The organism is Paenibacillus sp. MDV22-iso6 (assembly GCF_058408365.1).
This window is the reverse complement of record NZ_JBZVDZ010000001.1, coordinates 815,288-837,461: the sequence shown is the minus strand read 5'-3', so window position 1 is coordinate 837,461 and position 22,174 is coordinate 815,288. Positions and strand designations below refer to the sequence as shown.

The following is a 22,174-nucleotide window of genomic DNA, read 5'->3' as shown; positions in this document are numbered from 1 at the left end:
CCTCACCCTATGTGAAGTCCCGAGACATAACATTTCCTATATAACCTGCCTACTCAGGGCTTGGCTTGAATCCAGTAATCGTAAGCATGTACGATATTGCCTTTGTAGGCTTTATACTCGCTTAACAGATCGGGAAGCAGTGCCAGCTGGCGTTCCATTTCCGCTGCTCCCTTATCATAAAATGAAATATGTCTACCTTCAAAATTCTCTTTCATCTCCACCGAGATCAACAGTGGTTTACCCAAACGATCCGCAATTTTCATTTCCTGACTGACGACGTCGGCAATTCCATTGGAGCCTTCAGCGATGTTACGGAATGCCATCAGAGATATGTGATCCAGCGTTGTGATCATGTATTCACTGACAGACATGTCTCTTCCTGGTAACGGGAACGTATCTAGCCAAACGGCCAGATCGGCACTCGTTTCGAGATCGCTGTCCTTTTTCGTCTCTTCATGGAAATAAGCAATATTGGCAGCCCATTCGGTCAGCAGCGTATCCCGATCATTTTCCCATTCAGGTAAGGTGTATGGTTCAATATCGAGATGGATTCCCTTAAAACGTTCATCCGGTTCAGATTCGGCGTTATAATTTTTCACATAATCGATCAAGCGCTGTATCCGTGGCCGATTTTCCTTTTTACCCCAGATTGGATGGCCGCCCATGGCATGAACCTCAATACCTTGAGCCTGTGCGCGTTTCACAAAACTGCGATAACTGGAGTACGGTTGATCCAAATCAAGCCGGACGTATAACCAATTGATGTTTTGTTCTTTGGCGAACTCCAGAATGTGATCTCCACCGTCATTCGTAACTTGAGAAGCCTGCCAGATATAGGTTCCCCGGATTTCCGGTTGATTGGATGGATTCTCCGGTAATGGTACTTCCTCTGGCTCCAGCTGCCCCCAGTACACGATGTCATGCACAGCTGATCCTGCGTAGGAAGCATGATCTGTGAATGCAGACGCCACTTCCTTTATGACACTCTCCAATTGCGCAGCGCCTTTTCCGGCAAACGTCGTGAACTCTTCCCCAGGCATAGGCTTGGTATTTACCCCAACGGTAATAGAACCATTTCTGGCGTCCGCCCACATCATTTCCTGTTCTACCAAACGTATAATTCCATTGTTTCCTTGCGCGCTGTCACGGTAAGCGAGCAGCGTAATATGATCAAATTGTCCGATAAACCAGTGTGACAACGACTCGTTATCCGCATCGTCAGTAGTTCTGCTGCCCGTTACAGTATAAGAATCGAGCCAAAAAGGCAAGTCGACATTCACTTCAACCGCCCCAGCCTGCTTCACCTGTTCCAGCAAGAGCTTCATATTGACAACCCAGGATTGGACCAGCGGCTTAGCATCTTCTTTCCACTGTGGCAGTACATAAGGTTTGATATCCAGGTGAAGGGCGTCAAATCGCTCTTCCGGCTTTGCAGCGAGGTTATAATTACTTACCCAGGACGCCAGTTTGAGCATTGGACCTTCACGACCACTCACTGCCCATGACGGATCTCCACCCAGAGCTTCAACCGCAATTCCAGCCTTGCTGGCTTTGGATATAAACGTATGATAGACATCCTCTGACAGATTCATATCCACATTCACATACAGTCTGTTAATCTTATGTTTAGCTGCATTGTCCAGCAGCTCGTTTCCTCCATCACTGACAGATTTGGCCTGCCATACCCAGGCTGCTCTTATGTCTGCGTCAGCCTCAGCAGTAGATTCAAAGCCTGTCATTATAATCCCTCCAATCAGCAGTAATAGCCAAAACACTTTCCGGGATGAGGTCCCGAACATATTCTCCCTCCATTCCTGTACTGTGGTAAAATCACATTTATTATAGCAACCGAGTTACCAAAAACAAATAAGCCCAAGTGCTTAACTTGGGCTTATTTCTGCTATGTTTTCAAAAGTTTACAATTGACCGGAGAAATCCCGGTACTAGTCCTCATATATCATTTTTCGGGTCATGCCCCCGTCAATAATCAGGTTGGTCCCTGTGACAAAGGTATTGCTCGGATCGGACAAATATAAACAAGCGCGGGAGATATCCGAAGGAACACCTACACGTCCTGCCGGGTGCTGTTCATGGTCCTCTGGCTTCAATTTCTCCACATTTCCTGTCTCAATCCATCCCGGACTGATACAATTGACCCGAATTTTGTCTTTACCCAAGGATACGGCCATCGCATGTGTCAACGCCACGATAGCTCCCTTGGACGCAGCATAGGCCTCTGTTTCCGGCTCTGACATCAACGCACGTGTTGAGGCCATGTTCACAATTGCTCCACCATTTTCGTTGTGCTTCATATGTTTGGCCGCTTCCCGGCTTGCGAGAAAGCAACTTCGCACATTGGTATTGAGTATATCGTCCCACTCTTCCAGCGTTAGCTCATAGGGAGACTTCCATCTGGAGACACCCGCATTGTTTATAAGCACATCAATCTGTTTGAATTCATCCATTGTCGTTTGAATGAGGTTTGTTATATCCTTCTCTTGACGTACATCACACTGGACAAAGATGGCTTCTCCGCCTTCATTGCGAATCGAAGCTGCCGCAGCAGCCCCTTCGGCTTCCTGATAGTCGGCAAGTACGACTTTAGCCCCTGCAACCGCATAGGCCTCAGCTACACTTCGTCCGATTCCTTGGGCTGCTCCCGTTACAACCACGACTTGATCTGTAAATGACATCATCATTTCCTCCTCTATTGGGATGGTCCATTCATTACATAAGCCTACATCAACTCACCGAATATGGACCATAAATTGAATAAAGTCTCTTCTTATATAAAAACACGTTAGCCCCATTAAGAAACGCTTGTCCATAAAAGAAATTAAAAAAAGCTTACGCCACTATGGCGCAAGCCAGCCGGTTTATCCGCGTACACGCTCTGAATACAAACGATTGTAGCGTTCAAAGCCTACATAACGCGTTCCCTTGAAAGAGAGTCGACCTTCATCTCCCTCGGCGCACAAGCCGTACTCATCACCATTCACCTTGAATTCGAGACGATCCCCGCTCTCCACTTCAAATGTGATGTAATAAAGCGTACGGGCTGTACTTCCTGGTTCGGAGTGCGACTGACTCATCTGCATTCTCCTGCTGGTAATCCGTGAAGGTACGGTAAGCAGAGGCTCTGAGTTATTACGACCCCATCTCCATACTTCTTTCCCTACCGACAGAAGAACGATACCTATAATCAGGACAAATACTACCGGAAAGACGGTTCCAAAAAAATCAAACATCCAGGATGATTCAATGCCCATGTCTCTCCCCTCCGTTCATCAAACCTAGGACAGCCGGAGTCTTGACCCGTCTTCTGTAATATATATGCACGTTAACAGGGAACTTGTTATTCGTATTCAAATCCAATATGTATTAACATATCAATGCGCCTCGTCCTAATCAAATCCTTGGCACCAACTGGGATAGCGCCTTGATGAATGAACGTTATCCCAGTTGAGGTACCCTACCCCCTCTCTATGCTAATTGAGTAATAACCAGATGTGCCGAAACTGGCCTTGTTCCTCCTGCGAGCGGAGTCATGGTTAATGCCGTTGATTCTCCAGCTGGATTGCGTACAGTGAGTATTGTATTAATTACTGTTGTTTGCACGATAGCCATTCCTGGCATCTGACTTGTACCTGTTGCCCGCCCCACAACTGAATTGGAGAGGTCAGCGCCATTAAGTGTTAACATAAGTTGCCCAGCTTCATTCATACTCCCCTGAAACAAAACCAGATACGTACCGATCGCAGCCAAATTAAATGTACTCGGTCCTGTACGAGTAATTGTAGTCCCACTTGTAGGTCCATCTTGCGGAAAACTTACATCCGCGCCCGGAGCAACCGTTGCTGCATTGTCTGGAGGCATCAGCGCAAAAAAATCGGCAAATCCAAGAACCCCTCCGGCTACTCCTGTAGCGCCAGTAACACCCGTTGGTCCAGCTACTCCCGTGGTTCCGGTGACGCCCGTTGGACCTGCTACACCAGCTGCGCCTGTCGCTCCGGTAGGCCCCGCTGGACCTGCCAATCCTGCAGCACCCGTGGCACCTGCCACTCCAGCTGCGCCTGTCACTCCGGTAGGCCCCGCTGGACCCGCCACTCCTGTAACACCCGTGGCACCCGTGGCACCCGTGGCACCTGCTGGACCTGCAACACCAGCTGCGCCCGTGGCCCCAGTCGCACCGGGAAAGCCTTGCGGTCCAATAGCGCCAGCTGGGCCCGGCACACCCTGAGGTCCTTGTGGACCCACAAGTCCTTGTTCCCCAGGAATACCCTGCACGCCCATCGGTCCGGCTGGACCAGCCAGCCCCTGTGGACCCATGGCTCCCGCTGGTCCAGGTTGACCTTGAGGTCCTTGTGGACCTGGAGGGCCTCCGGCCGGACCCTGAGCTCCAGGTGGTCCTTGCACCCCTTGCTGTCCTTGAATTCCCTGTGCGCCCTGAGTACCTTGTGGTCCTGTTGGACCAGTGACCGTAGGCGTAATAATTTTCACTTTAGGTGGCGGACATTTTACCTGAACTATTTTTTTAGCCACCTTCACTTTGCAATCTTTTCTTTTAGATTTGCAAGGATATGCCGTTACCTTTTTTCTCTTAGATCGCTTCTTATCTTCTGAACTGCTCATCGTGTGGACACCTCCCTATAGACATAGTTTAACGTACGTATGTGGTTAGTTTGGTGTATGGACGAAAAACCATATTCAACTAAACTACAACCTATATTTAGGAAAAAAAGGCTATTAACGTGGTAGATTGGCCCTTTTTAAGAGGAGTAAAGCAAAAAAAAGGCTCTGATCGTGATAGTATATAGTTTTGATTTATTATGTTTTAACCAATTATGTATCTTTCTCTTATAAATTTCTTTTGTGATTTGATTCCATAAGCAAGAGTCAATCCGCACAAAAAGGAAACATCCCCGCTTGGAGATGTTTCCTAACAATCTGACTGTTATATTCAGAACACTTAATATTCTTCCTATGAGTCTACGCGTACATCAGATCCATGAATCCGCGAGTGACTTCTTCACCATCCGCTTGCTCCGGTTCATCTGCCTGTGCGTGCTTCGCCATGCAGGCTTTGACTTCTTCCTCGGTGGTACAACGGTTGGCATCATCACATGTGTAGCATAATTGGAGCATGTATCTGGTTAACTCGTCCGCCTGCGTGAATTGAGCTTGTTCATTCGTTCTCATGTTCATCACTCCCATCTCTTCTTGAATTCAATATAACATCATTTGAAGGGATTTATTGTGATTTATTTCACAAAGTAATTAAAATGAAAAGAAACCCGTAGGTTCCTTTTCTTAAGACGTTTTATTCGAACGCAATTATAGTACTTTCCAACGCACACCGCCGTCTATGGTTTGCAGCAACAGTGATCTTTTGGCATCTGTATTTTCGACCAAAATCCAGCCTAGTTTCGAAGAAACCATTTGGAGCTTGACGATCTCAGGGTACTCTTTAAGAATGTTTTCTAGTACTTCACTTGTAGGAAGTGCTTTCCAAGTCTTGCCGGCATCTTTCGTGTAATAAGTCTTGCCTTTCTGCATGACCCAGCCTTCCAAGGGATTTAGAAATGTAGGAGTCAGACCGCGATTGATTCCGGTTTGTTTATTCAGACTGAACGTTGATAACTGCCAGCTCTCTCCGCCATTTGTTGTGAAAAACCCGTTGAATTTGGTGCTTTCCCCTTGAGAACAGGATATTGACATCCAGGCAGTTTGAGCTTCCCGTCCAAAAAACTGTGGCGAGCTGATGTTAAAATTACCACATCCGTTAAATTTGTTTCGGTCAAAGAATGACGGGCCCGACTTCCAATGTTGGCCACCGTCCGCTGTAACGTACAATTTCGGCGTACCGAACTCTAGAGCGGTCAAGAACCCGTGATCCGAGTCCGAGAACGTCATCCCAGTTGAATAACCCCGTGTAGGGATCTCTGCAGATGCTGGTTTACCATCTTCGTCACTCGAAGTCATCTGATTCCAGGTAATACCGCCATCTTCGGTAAGATACAATTTCTTGTCTTGCTTGCCAATGGAAGTATCCACTGTTGTCAGTATCCAGCCTTTCTCAGGAGAAACAAATGTAATGGCCGTCACTTTATCCGTCTTCGATAAGGAGGACAGACTCCAACTCGCTCCACCATTATTCGTGCGCAGCACCATCGTATCTGTTCCACCCATTCCTTCACGAACAATCCATCCATGTGTACTATCTACAAAATAAATGCTTTGTCCATATTGCGGATTAGCCGGAAACTGAACATTTTCCGAAGGTGAGATGTTGGTCCAGGTACTTCCCTGATCCTGAGTATAATACAGACGCAAGGCGTTCCGCGTCACTCCCCACGCTAATCCACCGTTACCATTAAGCAACTGGAAATCGGTTAAACGGGTCTGAATTTGATATTTGGCTGTATCCGAAGCTTGTGTACTGTTTGCGGGGGGAACAACAGTTAAGGTCTGGCCCATATTCCCGTTATCTTCTTGCTCCTGCGGCGGCTCTGCCACCGGGGTCTCTCCCGAATCGGTGCAAGCCGCCAGCAGAGCAGCTATACCGATAGACAGCAATGCTGTCTGCGCGATTTTGATCCATTGCGAACGCAAGTGGTTTCCACCTCTCTCATCCAATAAGCAGGCGCGCATGCCTGTCCATTCATGTTGTTTTTACGATTCATCTGAATCCACTGCTCCTATTCTACCACAAACGATGTCGAAAAGGTTCATCTCCACTCTCTGGAAGCAGACAGCGATCATTTTAGTGCATCTGTTTCTTGTATAAAACATAAACCAGGTTTTCGACGAAATCCTCCGTAAAAAGACATGAAATGTGAAAAAGTTTATAGACATGGCTCGCTTTTCGCACGCTTATCCCTTAATATGGATGGAAGTATACCCCAAAAAGGAGAGGATATGAAAATGGTAAACAGTGCAGCGCTCAAACCAAGTCGTGTCGTTATTGTAGGCATGGGTGCGGTGGGAACAACAACGGGATACACGCTGATGTTAAGACAGCGTTCGTCCGAGTTGGTATTTGTGGATGTGAATCATGATAAGGCTACCGGCGAAATGCTGGATATGAACCACGGTCTCCCATTTACCGGAGGCGTTAAAGTATGGGCAGGCGATTACTCCGACTGCAAAGACGCAGACATCATTATTATTACTGCAGGTGCTTCCCAAAAACCAGGAGAGACTCGCATTGATCTACTGAAGAAAAATGCAAGCATTTTCAAAGAGATCATTGAACGTATAACTGAGGTTAATTCCCATGGTATTCTTTTGATTGCAACGAACCCTGTAGATATTTTGTCCTATACTTCTTGGAAACAAAGCGGTTGGCCCGCTTCACGCGTAATTGGTTCTGGTACTTTGCTGGACAGCGCACGTTTCCGTTACCTTATTGGTAAAAACAAAGGAATTGATCCACGCAGTATTCACGCTCATATTATCGGGGAGCATGGCGATTCCGAAGTACCGGTATGGAGTCTCGCCAACGTTGCAGGAACGAATCTGGATCTGGATGAAGAAACACAACAAGATATCTTCGACCGGACTAAAAATGCGGCTTATGAGATTATTAATGCCAAAGGTGCCACTTCCTATGCAATTGCGCTCGCTTTGGACCGTATTGTGGCTGCCATTCTGGGCAATGAAGGCTCCGTACTGAACGTTTCCACATTGCTGGAAGATTACAATGGCGTATCCGATGTATATCTGGGTGTTCCATGTGTAGTTGACCGCAACGGCGTGCGTGAGATTTTGCCACTTCCTTTGAATGAGACGGAGAAAGTCGCTTTCCAAGCCTCTGCTAACAAATTGAAGGAACAAATTGCCGGACTGGAGTAAATCCAAATCCAGGCGTTTGACTAATCACGTTATTTTATAATGATTAAATAGCGTTAAGGTTGTATAACTAAAGGACCACCTGTATCTTCATTGCGAAGATGCGAGTGGTCCTTTGGTCTTATTAATAGCTTACACTGTTGTATATCGTTAAGTTTCAATTGAAGGTCATCCTCTGGCTAGTTTATCACCCTATCACATATGGGTAAGAAAAGTAAACATTGATTTCGATTTTTAGTTTACATAATAATTATTCTGTAACAATAAAAACGGAATTATTTTGTAATTTCAGATCGCCTCTCATTTTCCATTAAAAGTATTAATAATCCACTCCATCAAAATGAAAAAAAACCTGTCGTTTTGGACAGGCTTTTCTATCATTACTTTCTTCTAATATATAAGCGAAGCTTATCTTTTACATATCAGCCACAAACGCGGGAAGTTTGACATCCAACAAGGCCATCGCTTCCTCCTTCTCACGGCTGGTTACGTGGGTGTAAACCGTGGTGGTTTGAATGGAGGAGTGACCCAACAGCTCCTGAACCGTTCGCAGATCTGCTCCGCGTCTAAGCATCATGGTCGCAAATGAGTGACGCAGTTTATGACTGGAATAGTTCACACGCTGATTGGAGGCTGATTCCTGCTGAAAGCGTTCAAAGGTTTCGGTCGATATAAGCTGAATACTGCGAATCGACAATCGTTTCCCCTTTTGCGAGACGAATAATGCCTCTTCCTTCGCCCGCCATGGATCCAGCCGCTCCTGAAGAGCCTGGGATAACAGTCCGGCAACGGTCTCAGGCACAGGCAGTGTACGCCATTTCCGGCCCTTACCGAATACGTCCAGCGTTCGTCGTTCCGCATTATAGTCTTTGCAGTTCAGGGCATGTACCTCTCCGACCCGCAATCCCATGTATCCCATGAGCAGAAAAATAGCCAAGTTTCGTGTTCGATACTTACCCTCGACCGATTGCAAAAATCGTTCCAAACCGCTTTCATCAAGGAAGACGGGGGCACGATTTTGCTCGGTTTTGGATTTCTTGATTCCGAAAGCGGGGTTATTGGTCACCAATTCAAGCTCAATCAATGACTTATAAAAACAGTTCACCGCTGCGTGTTTCCGATTCCGCGTCGAGTCACTGACCCCTCTTTCCCGCGCCCGGGACAAGAAGGATAACACATGAAGTTTTTTGACCTGGTCCAGTGACTTTCCATGAATGGAGACGAGAAATTCGGCAACATCACCTGTGTATGATTTTACCGTATGTCCCGTGTAGCCCGCATCTTTCATCCATATGTGAAAAGCTTCAAGCTCATCGGCGTATTGCTCCTGAATTTCTTCAGTCATCATCTGTGTTCGTCACCACACTTCTATTTATTAGTCCACAATTACGACGTTGATTAGTGGGATGATCGCTTCGGGTTGTCCCTCACTGCGGGTGAGTACAAATGAAGGTAGTGGATTTTCGTGCAGTCCATTCACTGATTCACAGATCTGAACATACAAGTCCATACGCAACGTCTCGCCTTCACCCGCAACATCAATTACAGGCCATGCTTTCTCTGCACAGGATGGCCAGTATGCCAATTCGTTTACCGGCACGATACTTAATTGTTTAATTTCAGGATGCACACGGTATATCCCCGTGGTCTGAGGTTCATCACCCAGCTTGTCTACCGAAAGTATAGTTCTCGAATGTTCATCCGGAGCCGAATATATCGAATAACACCAAGGTGTTACTCCCCAGGCAATCGCCATGAGACCTTCCTCAAGCAAGGTGTCCGAAAGGTCACCCTCACTGAATTGTTCAATCAGATTATGGTTTCCAGAACCTATCAGATCTTCTACACGTTTCGCCATACGAGGCAGATCTGCGAGAATAAAGCCACCACTGCCGTAGGAGTCAAACACATGATTATCCCGTGTCCATACCGTTTCAAGCGCTGTATTCATCTGCGAAGCTTCGGCTGGAAACAGACATATCGCAACTGTTACCACCTGAGCGTATTTCACCATGGCATGCTGCTCGGGCTCCAGCGGTCCCTCTGCGATGCGGGGTGTTTTGACATGCAGTGAAATTCGCAGCTCGTATTCCCCTTCTGCAAAGTCACCCAAATTCAATACGATCGGATGATCTATTCCTTCAATGGGAGTGAGTGAGCATGTACTGTCTGGTCGCAGGGTAACTGCATATTGTGCAAATCCCAGCTCCTCCCCATATATGATAATGGCATCTTGTCGATCCAGCGGTGCATTCATATGTTGTGCAACAACCGATACTTTGCGTCCATCCTTCAAAAGGCGCTGCGGATCAATGTCCAATTGAAATTGTTTTGTGTCCTCTGGATGTGAAAGGATTAGCTTCGTCTCGGCAAGTACGGCTGAGTCAGCCAATGCAAAACCGAAATTCGAATTATGGTGATGTTGATTGGTATGTAATGGTGTGTTCATGATACATCCCCTCTCCTATGTCTGATGGCATATCACACCCCCAAATATATGTCATATTTGCCCTGACCGCAACCCCGGTTCCGCTCACAAGGATAGATGTATTACTTATTAGATACCCAAATATAGCCTTATCTATCTCTGCTTTTTTTCGCATTACATGAACTGCTCTCACAAAAAAAGCCCCATACCGCGCCGCTTTGGCGATGCAGTATGAGACAATGCAGTTGACTCTATTAACGTATAGTTTCAGTGTGACAAATTAATTTACTAATCTTTCAAGATATCTCTACAATGTAGGAATCAGCTATGACAGCTATTTCCCCTTTGTTGTTTTGAACGTGTCCGATATACGCCGTGCCGGATTCAAATGACTGTGATGACGACCGTAGGCAAAGTAGATGATTAAACCAATAATTAACCAACCGAAGAACGTAATCCAGGTGAGAGCTGCAAGACGTGTCATGAGATACATACAACCAACAGCACTCAGAATAGGAATCAATGGGACGAAAGGTACGCGGAATCCCCTTTTGAGTTCCGGGTTGTTTTTTCGCAATACGATAATCCCCAGACTTACCACCGCAAAAGCAAACAGTGTTCCGATGTTGGTCAACTCCGCCAGATGGCCAAGTGAGATGAAACCCGAGAATAAAGCGACGATGATCCCAGCAACCCAAGTACCTGTAGCAGGTGTTTGGCTTTTGCCACTGACTTTGGAGAACACCGGAGACAATAGTCCGTCTCTTGACATAGAATAAAGCAAACGTGTCTGACCATACATCATTACAAGTAATACAGTGGTAATTCCGGTAATCGCTCCAAGCGAAACAATCCAGGACAATCCTTTCAATTGCACAAACTCAAAGGCAAAGGCAACCGGATCACTCACATTCAGCATGTGATAAGGTACAATCCCTGTCAGGATCAACGATACAACGATGTAAAGCACGGTACAGATTGCAAGAGATGCAATAATACCGATTGGCAAGTCCCGTTGAGGACGTTTCACTTCTTCCGCAGCCGTGGATACCGCATCGAAACCAATGTAAGCAAAAAATACCGTTGCCGCCCCTGCGGTTACCCCTGAGATGCCAAACGGAAGGAATGGTTGCCAGTTATCCGGCTGCACATAGAACACACCCACTCCGATAAAGATCAGCACCACGATAATTTTAATCGCTACCATGATTCCGTTGGCACGAGCAGCCTCTTTCACCCCTCGGGTGAGCAGGAATGTAATGATTAACGTAATCACCGCTGCGGTGATATCAAAATAGGTTCCCTTTTCAGGACTAAATGCACTTGTGAGCGCATGGGGTAATTGCAACCCGAATCCGGACAATAACGTTTGAAAATATCCAGACCAGCCGCTGGCAACAGCCGCACTCGCAAATCCATACTCCAGAATAAGATCCCATCCGAGAATCCAGGCAATGACTTCGCCAAAAGCGGTATAGCTATATGTATACGCACTTCCTGAAGCAGGCACACTGGAAGCAAACTCCGAGTAACACAATGCAGCGAAGGCGCAGATAATACCTGCCAGCAGAAAAGAAAGTACCAAACCGGGACCTGCATATTTTGCGGCAGCAACACCAGTTAATACAAAGATCCCCGTACCGATAATCGCACCTACCCCGAGAGTCATCAGATCCAATGGGCCAAGCACCCTCTTCAACATGTTGCTTTCGTTATCTCCGGTGGCAATTGGCTTTTTTCTAAACAGGGAAGATCGATTCTGGTTTTGGTTCATACACAGTTTCCTCTCGTATTGAAAATGATGAATGTGTCTCTTTACTTAAAATATTTTGTTTGGGTCATCTGTTCTATGAAAAAGTCCTTTGTTCTATCTTACCGATCAACTACAAAAATCTATCGATTTCTACACTTTGTCGCGTTGCTTTGTTAAATTTATTTTTCGGATGAAGGTATATTTTGTGCGTTCTAGACGAAATTTATCATGATCTGTTGGACAGGGGAGAATATGAAAATCGATTTAAAAGAAAACTGCGTATAATTTATATTATGCGCAGTTTTTTAATAGCTTTTTTCTTAACCAAAACATCATAAACTCGTTGTTAAATGCAACTATGCTAATACAGTGCCTTTTCGCCTCTTTTTGCGGTTTATTCCTTGCTCCCCCTGTGCTGTTGCACGATAAACACTACGCCAAAGAGCCGCATATCCGTATGCGGCCCATCACTTGTAACGCTAATAGATCTATAAACGAGATAAGAACATCCACTCTATTCATTCCGGAAGAGAATCACTCTTTCACTCACACGGATCATCTAACTTATGAAAATACAATTCGCTCTGCATCCGACATCTGATATTGAGATAGCAGATATTCCTTGCTGTCTAAAGCCTTCCGCCGAACCTCGTTCAGATCGACATGCAGCAGCTTGCCTTCGCGCTTCACCGGCCGACCTGCTACAAACACGGTATCCACATTGGATGGATTGGCAAATTGAACGACGGCTCCAACCGGATCATGCACCGGGAACAAGTTAAGATCGGTGGTTCGGATCATAATCAGATCTGCTTCTTTACCTGGCGTAAGTGTACCGATCTTCCGCTCAAGTCCCAGAGCCTTCGCCCCAGCAGAAGTTGCAAATCTTAGAACTTGACCGGATTGCAGATTAAGCTCGCCAGGCATTTCACCCTGCAGCAAAAGTTGTTCATTTTCACGGGAACGTTCAGCTTGAAGTGCAAATTTCATCTGGGAGAACATATCCCCACCCGTCGATGTTACAACATCGACTCCGAGCGTTGGAGTTCCTCCGTTTTCAATGAAGTACCCCGTTGCCGGATACCCATGCCCCATCATCATCTCTACTTCTGGTGTGACGGACAGTGAGGCGCCGCTATCGGCCAACATTTTATACTCATCCGTATCCATCGTATTTCCGTGTACGACGTTCAGACCTGGGCTCAGTAAACCAGCCTCATACATTTTACTTATCGAACGATCTACGGATCCCCAGATTCCAAAGCCAACATGCATTGAACATATCGCATCAAGCTCTTGGGCAAGCTGAATTTCTTTCACTGTAGTATCCCAATGGCTGAACTCCGGACCACGAATTGCAAGGCCGAACGTGAGAAGCTGATCCCGTGAAGAAAAATACTGTTCCTTGACTCTTCTCACATCATTCGAATACGTCAGCTTGCTCTCTCTGTTCCAGTAGGGCGTCTCACCCGGTAGACCATAAGCGAAAACCGACCGAATACCCGCATCCTGAAGTCCGCGAATCAGTTCATCCGTATGCTCCGGGGAATACGGCATACTCCAGTCAAGCACCGTGGTCACTCCTGCATTAAGCGCTTCCAAAGAACCGAGAAAATTGGCGATATAGCTGTCTTGTGGCCGGAGTTTACTTCCCATCGCTCCATAGTAGAGATTCTGCAGATAGACCGGCAGTGACCAGTTGGTTCCCGCTGTTTTTACAAGTGATTCCCATACATGCCGGTGCGTATCTACAAGTCCAGGGAGTATGATCATCTCCGATGCATCTATTACTTCCGCTTCAATACAACTCAGGTCGGGCCGGATAGCAGTTATAAGAGAATCCTCAATAAGAACGTCCGCCCGTTTATACTGACCTACCGACGAATCCATAGACAATACACAACCATTTTTCAGTAGATAACTTGTCCCCACAAGACACATCTCCAATCATTGTTTTTTATTGGATATACGCTTGAATCCCGGATGTTAGTCTCTGATGATGAAATGACTAGCTGAAATATTTTAAGTATATAACCATTATATAGAAGAGGATGGAAACATTCAATTTTGATTACAAAAAAACCTATTGAACATTTCCCGGTTGTCGAAAAGTACCGCAAATCACTCTGTGCATACGCCGTACTCTCATACACTCTACTCTTGCTGCTGATCCTTCTTCTGTTTTGCCCGAAATCTTCTAACCTTCATCAGATTACCACACATCTTGTCATCACAATACTTCTGGGTTCTGCTGCGCGTATCGTCATAGAACATCCAACGACAATCCGTATTGTCACAGATACGAATCCTTCCCCCATCCCCTTCAACTACGGTGATGGCAAAATCGGCTGCTATCTCAGCCATGACCTGCTTCCATTGAGTTCCTACAGGAATAAGTGCAAGCTTAAGTCCCTCATTTCCAACGTTCAGTTTTCTTATAACTTGACCTTCCTTCATCATGGCGTTTAGCCATTCCAGGTCTTGGTTCGATAATGCATTTCCGTCAGATAAACGAGTTGCAAGAGCCTGCAATTCATTTCTGAAGTTCCTCAGTGCTCCCTCCTCTTCAGAAGAAGCAGGTACAGATGCATTCAGTTGCCATTGTTTGAGAAATCCTTGCTGCCATTCGGTTTTGCCAAGCCTGTCCTCTGAACGATCCCCGCCACGCCAGTCATGGTAATCACTGTTCACAAAATCAGTCCATAGTCTATCCATACGTACCTCCGCTAAAATGTAACTACCTAGATTAAAAAAGATAGTTACAAACATTCATGTTTGGGTTATATTAATTGTAACCACATTTAAGCACTTTAGCTAGTTACCATGAATTCATTTTAGGGAGGAAAAATCAATGACTACAACAGCAACAGAACTATTGCTCATTCAGAAAGATGATACCTGGGATCAATGTAACTGGATTGTGCCTTTATCCAAGGCACTCGAAGGACTGACTACTGAACAGGCAGCCTGGGTTCCATCATCCGGTGGATTAAGCATCTGGCAGTTGGTTAACCATATGTATTACTATAATCATCGCTTGTTGAGTCGTATTCAGGGCACAACACCCTCTGGTGCTCCTGCCGAAAACAATGAATCCACCTTCGGAGATCCGGGCGACCCTTCTGATACTGCTGGCTGGAGTGTACTTGTGCAAAATACAACGCAATTAGCCGGACAACTTCGTGATCAGCTCGCTTCATTAGAAGAATCCGATCTTGAAGCCCCGTACATGGATACAGATGAAAAATGGGCACATGAGCTTGCCCGCTGGGTACTCCACGATGCGTATCATGCAGGACAGATTGTATTATTACGCAGACAACAAGGAAGCTGGAATATCATATTCTAAAAAAACACTTGAACTGCTAGCGCTTACAGGAATAAGATGGACTTATTAATGTTACAGCTTGTTCAATACACAATATAATTGAATAGGATCTTCGGGGTAGGGTGCAATTCCCAACCGGCGGTGATGTTCTTCGGAACCAGCCCGCGACTCGCTGTTTGACCCGATGTAGGGATTCAGCGACTGACTTGGTGTGACTCCAAGGCCGACGGTAAAGTCCGGATGAGAGAAGATCAACACATTGACATGCCGTTACCGAAAGGCTTATTTTCGTACGACATGTCAATGATTGAGCCCCCGTTTATTTGGTGTATACCAAAACGGGGGCTTTTGTCGATTTTGCCAACTGAAGATTCCGTGTTCTGACGAAGGAGTCCTGAATATGGAAAAGACACAACCTGCATCAACAGTTTACCGCAAGGAACGAAGTAATACCGGATTCTGGCTCGTCGTGCTCGGCGCCGCCCTTTGGGGTGTAGATCCACTGTTCCGTATTATTTTGCTCAAAACGATGACCTCCACGCAGATTGTACTGGTGGAACATATTATTGTCAGCCTTGTGGCGATTCCCGTGTTATGGAAGTTCCGGGCCGATCTGAAAAACCTGCGTGCTCGCCACTGGATTGCCGTGATATTTATCTCCTGGGGAGGATCTGCTCTCGCCACGGTATTGTTCACCCTGGCACTTACGCATAACGATCCCAACACCGTTTTGTTATTGCAAAAGATGCAGCCGCTATTTGCGATTGTTCTGGCTAAGCTGCTGCTGAAAGAAACATTGCCTCGCCGCTTCGGTGGACTGTTTATCATTGCACTTGCAGGAACATACCTGCTCACGTTTGGATTTACCCTTCCCCTTGGCAACTGGGACAATTGGGTTCATGCAGGCAGCCTGTTATCACTGGGTGCAGCTGCATTGTGGGGCGGTTCAACAGTTATGGGGCGGCTGATGCTGGGGCAAACCCGTTATGAAACGGTCACCTCTCTGCGCTTTGTCGTAGCCTTGCCACTGCTGATCTTAATGACGTGGAACGAAGGTGCTGCCTGGACATTCCCTTCCGCTACAGGTGAACAGGCGGCTGTAGCACTTAATATTCTGGGTCAGGCATTACTGCCAGGGTTACTGAGTCTTCTGTTATATTACAAAGGGCTCTCCTCCACCAAGGCCTCAGTCGCAACGCTCGCAGAACTGAGCTTCCCGATGGCCGGTGTACTGGTAAACTGGATTGCATTACGTACATTAATTACATGGGAGCAACTGGTGGGCTTCATCCTCATCTGGATTGCCCTATTCGCCATCTCCAAACAGCAAGAACGATCAGCGACTCCGGCTGACGGTGCACCAAAGCTCCGTACGGATTGAATTTTATTTTATATAAAAGCAAATCAATTAAGGCACTGGACATCCTTTGAGATGTTCAGTGCCTTTTGTCTTTTCGCTATTCCGGTGGTACGATGACTTATGGAATAGTAGATTAAGTCAATTTAGAGAGGAACGATCATCATGTCTTCGTCTTCATCATTTTCGTATACATCTTACGATGCTATAGGTTTGGCTGAATTGGTTCGCGCACGGGAGATATCTCCTGTCGAATTGCTGGAAGCGGCGTATGCACGCCTGGAAGAAGTGAACCCGCAGCTCAATGCAGTCATTCGTACATATGAAACACGTGCACGTCAGGAAGCGAGTATAGTTCGCCCGGGAGAGCAGCCCTTTGCCGGCGTGCCCTTGTTATTGAAAGATATCTCTCAATCCCTGGAAGGTGAAATTCTCACCTCGGGTTCTCGTCTTCTCAGTGAGCATCGGGCACAGCGGAATTCTAATTTCGTTTCCCGTCTGCGCGATGCAGGCTTCATTATCATCGGACATACCAATACACCGGAATTTGGCCTGAAAAATATTACTGAGCCCCGTCTTCACGGTCCAAGTCGAAATCCATGGAATACAAATCACTCGCCAGGCGGTTCAAGTGGAGGTGCCGCTGCCGCGGTAGCCTCGGGAATTGTACCCCTTGCGGGAGCCAGTGACGGTGGCGGGTCCATCCGGATCCCTGCTTCATTCAGCGGCTTGTTCGGACTAAAACCTACACGTGGGCGGACACCTGTTGGACCAGGAGTTGGTCGTCAGTGGCAGGGTGCTTCGATTGATTTTGCCTTGTCCCGCTCCGTTCGCGACAGTGCTGCTTTGCTGGATACCCTGCAAGTGATTCAACCCGAAGCTGCGTTTCATGCTCCCCTCTTTCCAGGCAGCTACTTGGCTGATATGAATTATCCTCATCAACGCAAACTGAAAATTGCGTATACTACGGATTCGCCTGTGGGGACACCTGTCAGCGCGGAAGCCAAAGAATCTGTATACAAGCTCGTCCGCTGGCTGGAAGAACAAGGTCATGAGGTTGAAGAAAAGCTGAGTCCGGTTAATGGAGTCAAATTGATGGAGAACTATTACATGATGAACAGCGGCGAAATGGCGGCGATGATCTCTTCGATGGAACGTTCTATGGGCAGAGCATTAACCTCTGCTGATATGGAGATCGAGTCCTGGGTGCTGGCTGAAGCAGGCAAAAAAGTATCCGCTGCCGAATTCGTACATAGTCTGGCCGAATGGGATGTTGCCGCAGCTCAGATGTCCACATTGTTTGAACGCTATGATTTTTATGTCACACCTGTCAATGCTTTTCCGGCACCCAAAATCGGCGAATTGACACCTCATGATGAACAAATTCAGCATCTGATGCGTATTAGCGATTTGGACAAGATCCAGCAGCAGCAGTTGATTTATGAGATGTTTGAACCAAGTCTTACCTACACTCCGTTCACTCAGCTCGCGAATCTGACGGGTCAACCCGCCATGAGTGTTCCTGTGCATCTGACTCCTGAAGGCCTGCCCATGGGTGTACAGATTATGGCAACGAAAGGCCGTGAAGACTGGTTGCTTCATCTGGCTGGTCAGCTGGAAATATCCGAACTATGGGTCGGCATGAAGGGTAATCCACTGTTTCCAGCATAAACGCTGAATACAACCTGTATCATTTTCAATGTGAGACTTATGTTTTCCAATGTGCATGAAAGCCATGTCAGCTCCGCATACTGAAAGCAAAAACAGCGGAGGAATGTAACGAATGAATATGAATACAACGCAACGCCATAAACAGTCTGTTCGTATCCCGGCCAAAACCGGTTATGCCGTCAAGGTAAATAAAGGTTCATTAATTCGGGTGACCGATTTGGAGGGGCAGCAGGTCGTTGATTTTGTTGCATATGATGCTCAAAATGCCAATAATCGACTAGACCCAGGTGTAACGATGGACGTACTGCGGTCCTACCGGATCAAACCAGGACAGTCTGTGTATTCCAATCAATATCAGCCGTTGCTTAAGATCGTTCGTGACACGGTTGGTGTTCATGATTTCTTCAACTCTGCCTGTCGTCCGGAAATGTATGAAGTATTATATGACAAAAAGGATCATGCCAGCTGCTATCATAACCTAAATCAGGCTCTTGAACCGTTCGGGATCTTGCCGCCGGATCAGCATTATCCATTTAATTTGTTTATGAAATCGGTCGTAGATGATCTGGGCAAGATTGATGTCGTAGCTCCAGATTCGCGCGCCGGTGATTATGTGGAGATGGAAGCATTGATTGATTTGGTTATCGGTCTGTCAGCTTGTCCTTGTGAAGAAAGCTCATGCAATGGATATCATTGTACAGCCATTCAGCTGGATGTAGAGTCCTTATCAGATTAAGCGACGCACAGCTTGTTCTAATTTGCTCCAGACGGGAATACGATGACTTGTACCCATATGTGTGTGTCTTACCGGTACAATTCGTCGAACTCGTTAAGGAGTGAACGCGTATATGTCTGTACTGTTTAGTTATATTATTCTGGGAATCTCACTATCCGCTCCAATTGGTCCGATTAATGCCGCTCAGTTGGATCGCGGAGCCCGCCACGGATTTATGCATGCCTGGATTCTGGGACTGGGAGCCATGTTTGCCGATTTGGTGTACATGCTTCTGATCTACTTTGGAGTTGCCCATTTTCTGGACACGCCTTTCATGCGCTCTTTTCTTTGGTCTTTTGGCAGTTTTATTCTGGTGTATACCGGTGTGGAAACACTTTCCAAGTTAAAAGACGGTATCCAAACCTCTTCTACAGCAGAAGCGAGGGTTGGGAAATCTTTTGTCTCTGGCTTTCTCATGGCCCTGTCCAATCCCCTGAATATTTTATTCTGGCTCGGCATTTACGGCTCTATCCTTGCTACAACCGTGAAGCATACCGACACCGCTCATCTGCTACTATACAGTTCTGGTATTTTCATAGGAATCCTTGTCTGGGATGTCATCATGGCTGGCATGGCTAGTCGATTTCATAAACGCAGCAACGAAACCGTTTTGCGCTGGATCTCCATTATCTCAGGGATCTGTCTGATCGGATTTGGCCTGTACTTCGGTTTTGAAGCTGTACGATCTATCTTTTTCTGACATAAAAACTACACTGGACAGTCACCCAACGCCATCCGCATTAATACGTTAACGGTATCATGTGGAATGGAGTTGGGGAATCCATGGCAGAGCTGTACAGTGCCGATGAAATAAATGCATCATTCAAAGGTCTGCCCGAATGGCAGCAGGACGCTTATTCAAAATTTTCCAATATGATTGCAGATGAGGATAATACGTATCCTTGTGTACCCGGACGGATGGGTTTTCTCTCCGGACATTTGAGATACGGATTCACCAGGGATCCGCGAACCCAAGCTTCTGCTGAAGACATGGCGGAATTACTTAGTCAATATGGACCCGTATCCCGGGATACGGGACATTATGCTTCTTTGGTTGTCATTTGCGAGACACCGGATGATTTGAGAAACAACACAACAGTTGAGCAGTATCAGTCCTTGTTCTGGGAGATGCTTAACCGGGTAAGTTCACTGGATACTGCCTCCTGGCCTGAACATATTTCGACTGATCCGCATGAAGCCACATGGGAATTTTGCTTTGGCGGGGAGCCTTACTTTTGTTTCTGTGCCACTCCCGCGCACGAACTTAGAGCCAGTAGGCACTTCCCTTATCTTATGTTTGCTTTTCAACCACGGTGGGTGTTTGAATCGATTAATGACAACACACCTCTTGGCCGGAAAATGAAAACCTTGATTCGTAAGCGTTTGGCAGCTTATGATGCCGTTCCGGCTCATCCTTCGCTCATGTGGTATGGGGAGCAGGATAATCTGGAATGGAAACAATATTTCCTGCCCGATGACGAGCAGACCCCTTCCAAATGTCCTTTTTTGCGCATGAAGCAAGCCATTAGCAAATTGACGAAATAGCTGATACCAGAGTCACCCATTCAGGGCTTTGATGGTTCAGTAGATGGCGAAGGTTGCGGTTTTCGTACTTTGTTTACAATGTAAGTAATCAAGGCTATCAATACAACAAGACCTATACTTGCCAGCAGACCTCTTCTGCTGGCTTTTTCCATAGCCGTGCCAGCTACTGCTGCAAGTATAAGGACCATGGCGATCCATACTTTGATGCGATTCCAACTTGTTGGCTTCATTTTCTTGATATACGTGATGCAAATCAGAAGCCAGGTATACATTAATACCAAGCTGCCTGCGGTTGTTACATATTCAAATAAGCTCTTAGGCATCCATAACGCCATGAGAGTAGAAAGAATTAATCCGGCCGCTGTGCATCCTAATGCATATAGGGGCATGTTCTTTTTTCCCCAAGTCTTCGTAAACATCTTCGGTGCATCTCCGTCTTCACCCAGTTTAACCAACATGGACGTAATCGCATAGATTGAAGCGACCATCGTGGAGAATCCGGCGATTATCAAAATTCCATTGAGAATATGAACCACGACCGTAAATCCAATCGATGACATCGCTTTGACGAGAGGACTCTCGTCTGGTGTTAACTTAGCAGCAGGGACCAGTAGCAGGATCAAGGCAATCGCCACAACATACAGCGTACTGACGGTTAATAACATCACTCTGCCTGACTTCACAGCATCCTTAGGTTCTTTCAGCTTGGCTGCCATTAAACCCATGACCTCAATCCCGGCAAAGGCAAAAAAGGCATAAATAAACCCGGTCCACACGCCTTTTATTTTGTGAGGGAACCATTCATTCGTTATTTTCTGCGGCGTAATCTTCACATCTAACCAGCCCAGACAAGCCGCTGCTGCAATTGCGATAAAAGCAACCGTTGCAGCTAACTTGATTACTGCGAGTACATTTTCTGTTTGAGTTAACCCTTTGGCTCCCAATGCGGCGATGAACAATCCAATACATGCGTATACTGCCACAAACACCCACAACGGAAACTTGGGAAACCAAAATTGAGAGAATAATCCGAGAGCAGTTAATGAACTGCCCATGATCAGCATTTCGGAAGACCAATACATCCATCCGCTTCCGAAACCGGCCCATGGGCCGAACGCTTCACCGGCATATGTTCGAAAAGCCCCTTCTTTCGGATCTTCTGCCGTCATCTGAGCTAATGCTCCAAATACAAAATAGGTCCCCGCAGCAGCCAGCACCAAAAGTACAAGCACGGATAAACCGGACCAATGAATAGCCAGACTTGTTCCGAGGAAAAATCCGGTTCCCAGCGTACACCCCGCTCCAAATAAGGAAAGACTAATCCAGCTCAGTTTCTCTTCTTCTTTTTGATGCACATGACTTTTCATATGTATCCTCCTTCATGCGTACCCCATTACGGTTTACATATGATGGAGGTTTTATGTCATTAAGGTAAAAAGAAATAAAACTGACTTAAATAAGTTTAC

Annotated in this window: 19 protein-coding genes and 1 riboswitch; of the genes, 7 read left to right on the top strand and 12 right to left on the bottom strand. The window is 46.4% G+C overall.

Features of this window, described 5'->3' with window-relative positions; genetic code table 11:
- Nucleotides 1-53: 53 nt before the first annotated feature.
- From AC4PM4_RS03555 to AC4PM4_RS03530, 6 genes are all read right to left on the bottom strand, one after another.
- A complete protein-coding gene (locus AC4PM4_RS03555; RefSeq protein WP_491612768.1) occupies nucleotides 54-1,775 on the bottom strand; it encodes a hypothetical protein in 1,722 nt (573 codons plus the stop codon).
- 168 nt (nucleotides 1,776-1,943) lie between these two features.
- Entirely contained in the window at nucleotides 1,944-2,693 is a 750-nt protein-coding gene (locus tag AC4PM4_RS03550) for an SDR family NAD(P)-dependent oxidoreductase (RefSeq protein ID WP_090806376.1), read from the bottom strand.
- Between the two features lie 183 nt (nucleotides 2,694-2,876).
- The gene (locus tag AC4PM4_RS03545) at nucleotides 2,877-3,269 is read right to left on the bottom strand and encodes a DUF2500 domain-containing protein (RefSeq protein WP_062319566.1); all 393 of its coding nucleotides are present in this window, start codon (nucleotides 3,267-3,269) and stop codon (nucleotides 2,877-2,879) included.
- A 214-nt stretch (nucleotides 3,270-3,483) separates the two neighbouring features.
- Entirely contained in the window at nucleotides 3,484-4,542 is a 1,059-nt protein-coding gene (locus AC4PM4_RS03540) for a collagen-like protein (protein ID WP_491612767.1), read from the bottom strand.
- Nucleotides 4,543-4,989: 447 nt separating this feature from the next.
- A complete protein-coding gene (locus tag AC4PM4_RS03535; protein ID WP_063564961.1) occupies nucleotides 4,990-5,199 on the bottom strand; it encodes a hypothetical protein in 210 nt (69 codons plus the stop codon).
- Between the two features lie 135 nt (nucleotides 5,200-5,334).
- Nucleotides 5,335-6,612 (bottom strand): VPS10 domain-containing protein, encoded by a 1,278-nt coding sequence (locus AC4PM4_RS03530; protein WP_063564962.1) that lies wholly within the window; start codon nucleotides 6,610-6,612, stop codon nucleotides 5,335-5,337.
- Between the two features lie 312 nt (nucleotides 6,613-6,924).
- Between AC4PM4_RS03530 and AC4PM4_RS03525 the strand changes: the two genes are divergently transcribed.
- Nucleotides 6,925-7,854, top strand: a complete 930-nt coding sequence (locus tag AC4PM4_RS03525) for an L-lactate dehydrogenase (protein ID WP_063564963.1) — start codon at nucleotides 6,925-6,927, stop codon at nucleotides 7,852-7,854.
- Between the two features lie 412 nt (nucleotides 7,855-8,266).
- Here AC4PM4_RS03525 and AC4PM4_RS03520 read toward each other — a convergent pair whose 3' ends face one another.
- The 5 genes from AC4PM4_RS03520 to AC4PM4_RS03500 form a co-directional block, all read right to left on the bottom strand.
- Nucleotides 8,267-9,199 carry a tyrosine-type recombinase/integrase gene (locus AC4PM4_RS03520; RefSeq protein WP_491612766.1) on the bottom strand — a complete coding sequence of 311 codons (933 nt, stop codon included), beginning with the start codon at nucleotides 9,197-9,199 and terminating at the stop codon, nucleotides 8,267-8,269.
- 27 nt (nucleotides 9,200-9,226) lie between these two features.
- Nucleotides 9,227-10,300 (bottom strand): hypothetical protein, encoded by a 1,074-nt coding sequence (locus AC4PM4_RS03515; RefSeq protein ID WP_491612765.1) that lies wholly within the window; start codon nucleotides 10,298-10,300, stop codon nucleotides 9,227-9,229.
- 313 nt (nucleotides 10,301-10,613) lie between these two features.
- Nucleotides 10,614-12,053, bottom strand: a complete 1,440-nt coding sequence (bcaP, locus tag AC4PM4_RS03510) for a branched-chain amino acid transporter BcaP (RefSeq protein WP_420800338.1) — start codon at nucleotides 12,051-12,053, stop codon at nucleotides 10,614-10,616.
- 543 nt (nucleotides 12,054-12,596) lie between these two features.
- Nucleotides 12,597-13,973 (bottom strand): amidohydrolase family protein, encoded by a 1,377-nt coding sequence (locus tag AC4PM4_RS03505; RefSeq protein WP_491612764.1) that lies wholly within the window; start codon nucleotides 13,971-13,973, stop codon nucleotides 12,597-12,599.
- A 213-nt stretch (nucleotides 13,974-14,186) separates the two neighbouring features.
- Nucleotides 14,187-14,747, bottom strand: coding sequence for a CGNR zinc finger domain-containing protein (locus AC4PM4_RS03500; RefSeq protein WP_491612763.1), 561 nt, complete (start codon nucleotides 14,745-14,747; stop codon nucleotides 14,187-14,189).
- Nucleotides 14,748-14,883: 136 nt separating this feature from the next.
- On the opposite strand from AC4PM4_RS03500, the gene AC4PM4_RS03495 reads away from it, so the two are divergent.
- The 6 genes from AC4PM4_RS03495 to AC4PM4_RS03470 all read left to right on the top strand — a co-directional run bounded on the left by AC4PM4_RS03495 (nucleotide 14,884) and on the right by AC4PM4_RS03470 (nucleotide 20,708).
- A complete protein-coding gene (locus AC4PM4_RS03495) occupies nucleotides 14,884-15,381 on the top strand; it encodes a DinB family protein (protein WP_400344871.1) in 498 nt (165 codons plus the stop codon).
- A gap of 83 nt (nucleotides 15,382-15,464) precedes the next feature.
- Nucleotides 15,465-15,616: riboswitch (FMN riboswitch) on the top strand.
- Between the two features lie 144 nt (nucleotides 15,617-15,760).
- Nucleotides 15,761-16,741: a DMT family transporter gene (locus AC4PM4_RS03490; protein ID WP_491612762.1), complete on the top strand. Its 981-nt coding sequence runs from the start codon at nucleotides 15,761-15,763 to the stop codon at nucleotides 16,739-16,741.
- A gap of 141 nt (nucleotides 16,742-16,882) precedes the next feature.
- Complete coding sequence (locus AC4PM4_RS03485; RefSeq protein ID WP_063564971.1) at nucleotides 16,883-18,388, top strand: amidase; 1,506 nt, start codon at nucleotides 16,883-16,885, stop codon at nucleotides 18,386-18,388.
- 112 nt (nucleotides 18,389-18,500) lie between these two features.
- The gene (locus tag AC4PM4_RS03480; protein WP_240321381.1) at nucleotides 18,501-19,124 is read left to right on the top strand and encodes a DUF1989 domain-containing protein; all 624 of its coding nucleotides are present in this window, start codon (nucleotides 18,501-18,503) and stop codon (nucleotides 19,122-19,124) included.
- 112 nt (nucleotides 19,125-19,236) lie between these two features.
- Nucleotides 19,237-19,863 carry a LysE family transporter gene (locus AC4PM4_RS03475; protein WP_063564972.1) on the top strand — a complete coding sequence of 209 codons (627 nt, stop codon included), beginning with the start codon at nucleotides 19,237-19,239 and terminating at the stop codon, nucleotides 19,861-19,863.
- 83 nt (nucleotides 19,864-19,946) lie between these two features.
- A complete protein-coding gene (locus AC4PM4_RS03470) occupies nucleotides 19,947-20,708 on the top strand; it encodes a YqcI/YcgG family protein (RefSeq protein ID WP_090949966.1) in 762 nt (253 codons plus the stop codon).
- A gap of 20 nt (nucleotides 20,709-20,728) precedes the next feature.
- Here the strand turns inward: AC4PM4_RS03470 and AC4PM4_RS03465 are convergent, their stop codons facing one another.
- Complete coding sequence (locus AC4PM4_RS03465) at nucleotides 20,729-22,075, bottom strand: amino acid permease (RefSeq protein WP_488730659.1); 1,347 nt, start codon at nucleotides 22,073-22,075, stop codon at nucleotides 20,729-20,731.
- Nucleotides 22,076-22,174: the final 99 nt, after the last annotated feature.

Coding starts and splice junctions, on each gene's coding strand:
- AC4PM4_RS03505 (WP_491612764.1), bottom strand. CDS start 13,973: ATGTGTCTTGTGGGGACAAGTTATCTACTGAAAAATGGTTGTGTATTG.
- AC4PM4_RS03485 (WP_063564971.1), top strand. CDS start 16,883: ATGTCTTCGTCTTCATCATTTTCGTATACATCTTACGATGCTATAGGT.
- AC4PM4_RS03470 (WP_090949966.1), top strand. CDS start 19,947: ATGGCAGAGCTGTACAGTGCCGATGAAATAAATGCATCATTCAAAGGT.
- AC4PM4_RS03545 (WP_062319566.1), bottom strand. CDS start 3,269: ATGGGCATTGAATCATCCTGGATGTTTGATTTTTTTGGAACCGTCTTT.
- AC4PM4_RS03520 (WP_491612766.1), bottom strand. CDS start 9,199: ATGATGACTGAAGAAATTCAGGAGCAATACGCCGATGAGCTTGAAGCT.
- AC4PM4_RS03480 (WP_240321381.1), top strand. CDS start 18,501: ATGAATATGAATACAACGCAACGCCATAAACAGTCTGTTCGTATCCCG.
- AC4PM4_RS03500 (WP_491612763.1), bottom strand. CDS start 14,747: ATGGATAGACTATGGACTGATTTTGTGAACAGTGATTACCATGACTGG.
- AC4PM4_RS03495 (WP_400344871.1), top strand. CDS start 14,884: ATGACTACAACAGCAACAGAACTATTGCTCATTCAGAAAGATGATACC.
- AC4PM4_RS03525 (WP_063564963.1), top strand. CDS start 6,925: ATGGTAAACAGTGCAGCGCTCAAACCAAGTCGTGTCGTTATTGTAGGC.
- AC4PM4_RS03515 (WP_491612765.1), bottom strand. CDS start 10,300: ATGAACACACCATTACATACCAATCAACATCACCATAATTCGAATTTC.
- AC4PM4_RS03465 (WP_488730659.1), bottom strand. CDS start 22,075: ATGAAAAGTCATGTGCATCAAAAAGAAGAAGAGAAACTGAGCTGGATT.
- bcaP (WP_420800338.1), bottom strand. CDS start 12,053: ATGAACCAAAACCAGAATCGATCTTCCCTGTTTAGAAAAAAGCCAATT.
- AC4PM4_RS03490 (WP_491612762.1), top strand. CDS start 15,761: ATGGAAAAGACACAACCTGCATCAACAGTTTACCGCAAGGAACGAAGT.
- AC4PM4_RS03550 (WP_090806376.1), bottom strand. CDS start 2,693: ATGTCATTTACAGATCAAGTCGTGGTTGTAACGGGAGCAGCCCAAGGA.
- AC4PM4_RS03475 (WP_063564972.1), top strand. CDS start 19,237: ATGTCTGTACTGTTTAGTTATATTATTCTGGGAATCTCACTATCCGCT.
- AC4PM4_RS03535 (WP_063564961.1), bottom strand. CDS start 5,199: ATGAGAACGAATGAACAAGCTCAATTCACGCAGGCGGACGAGTTAACC.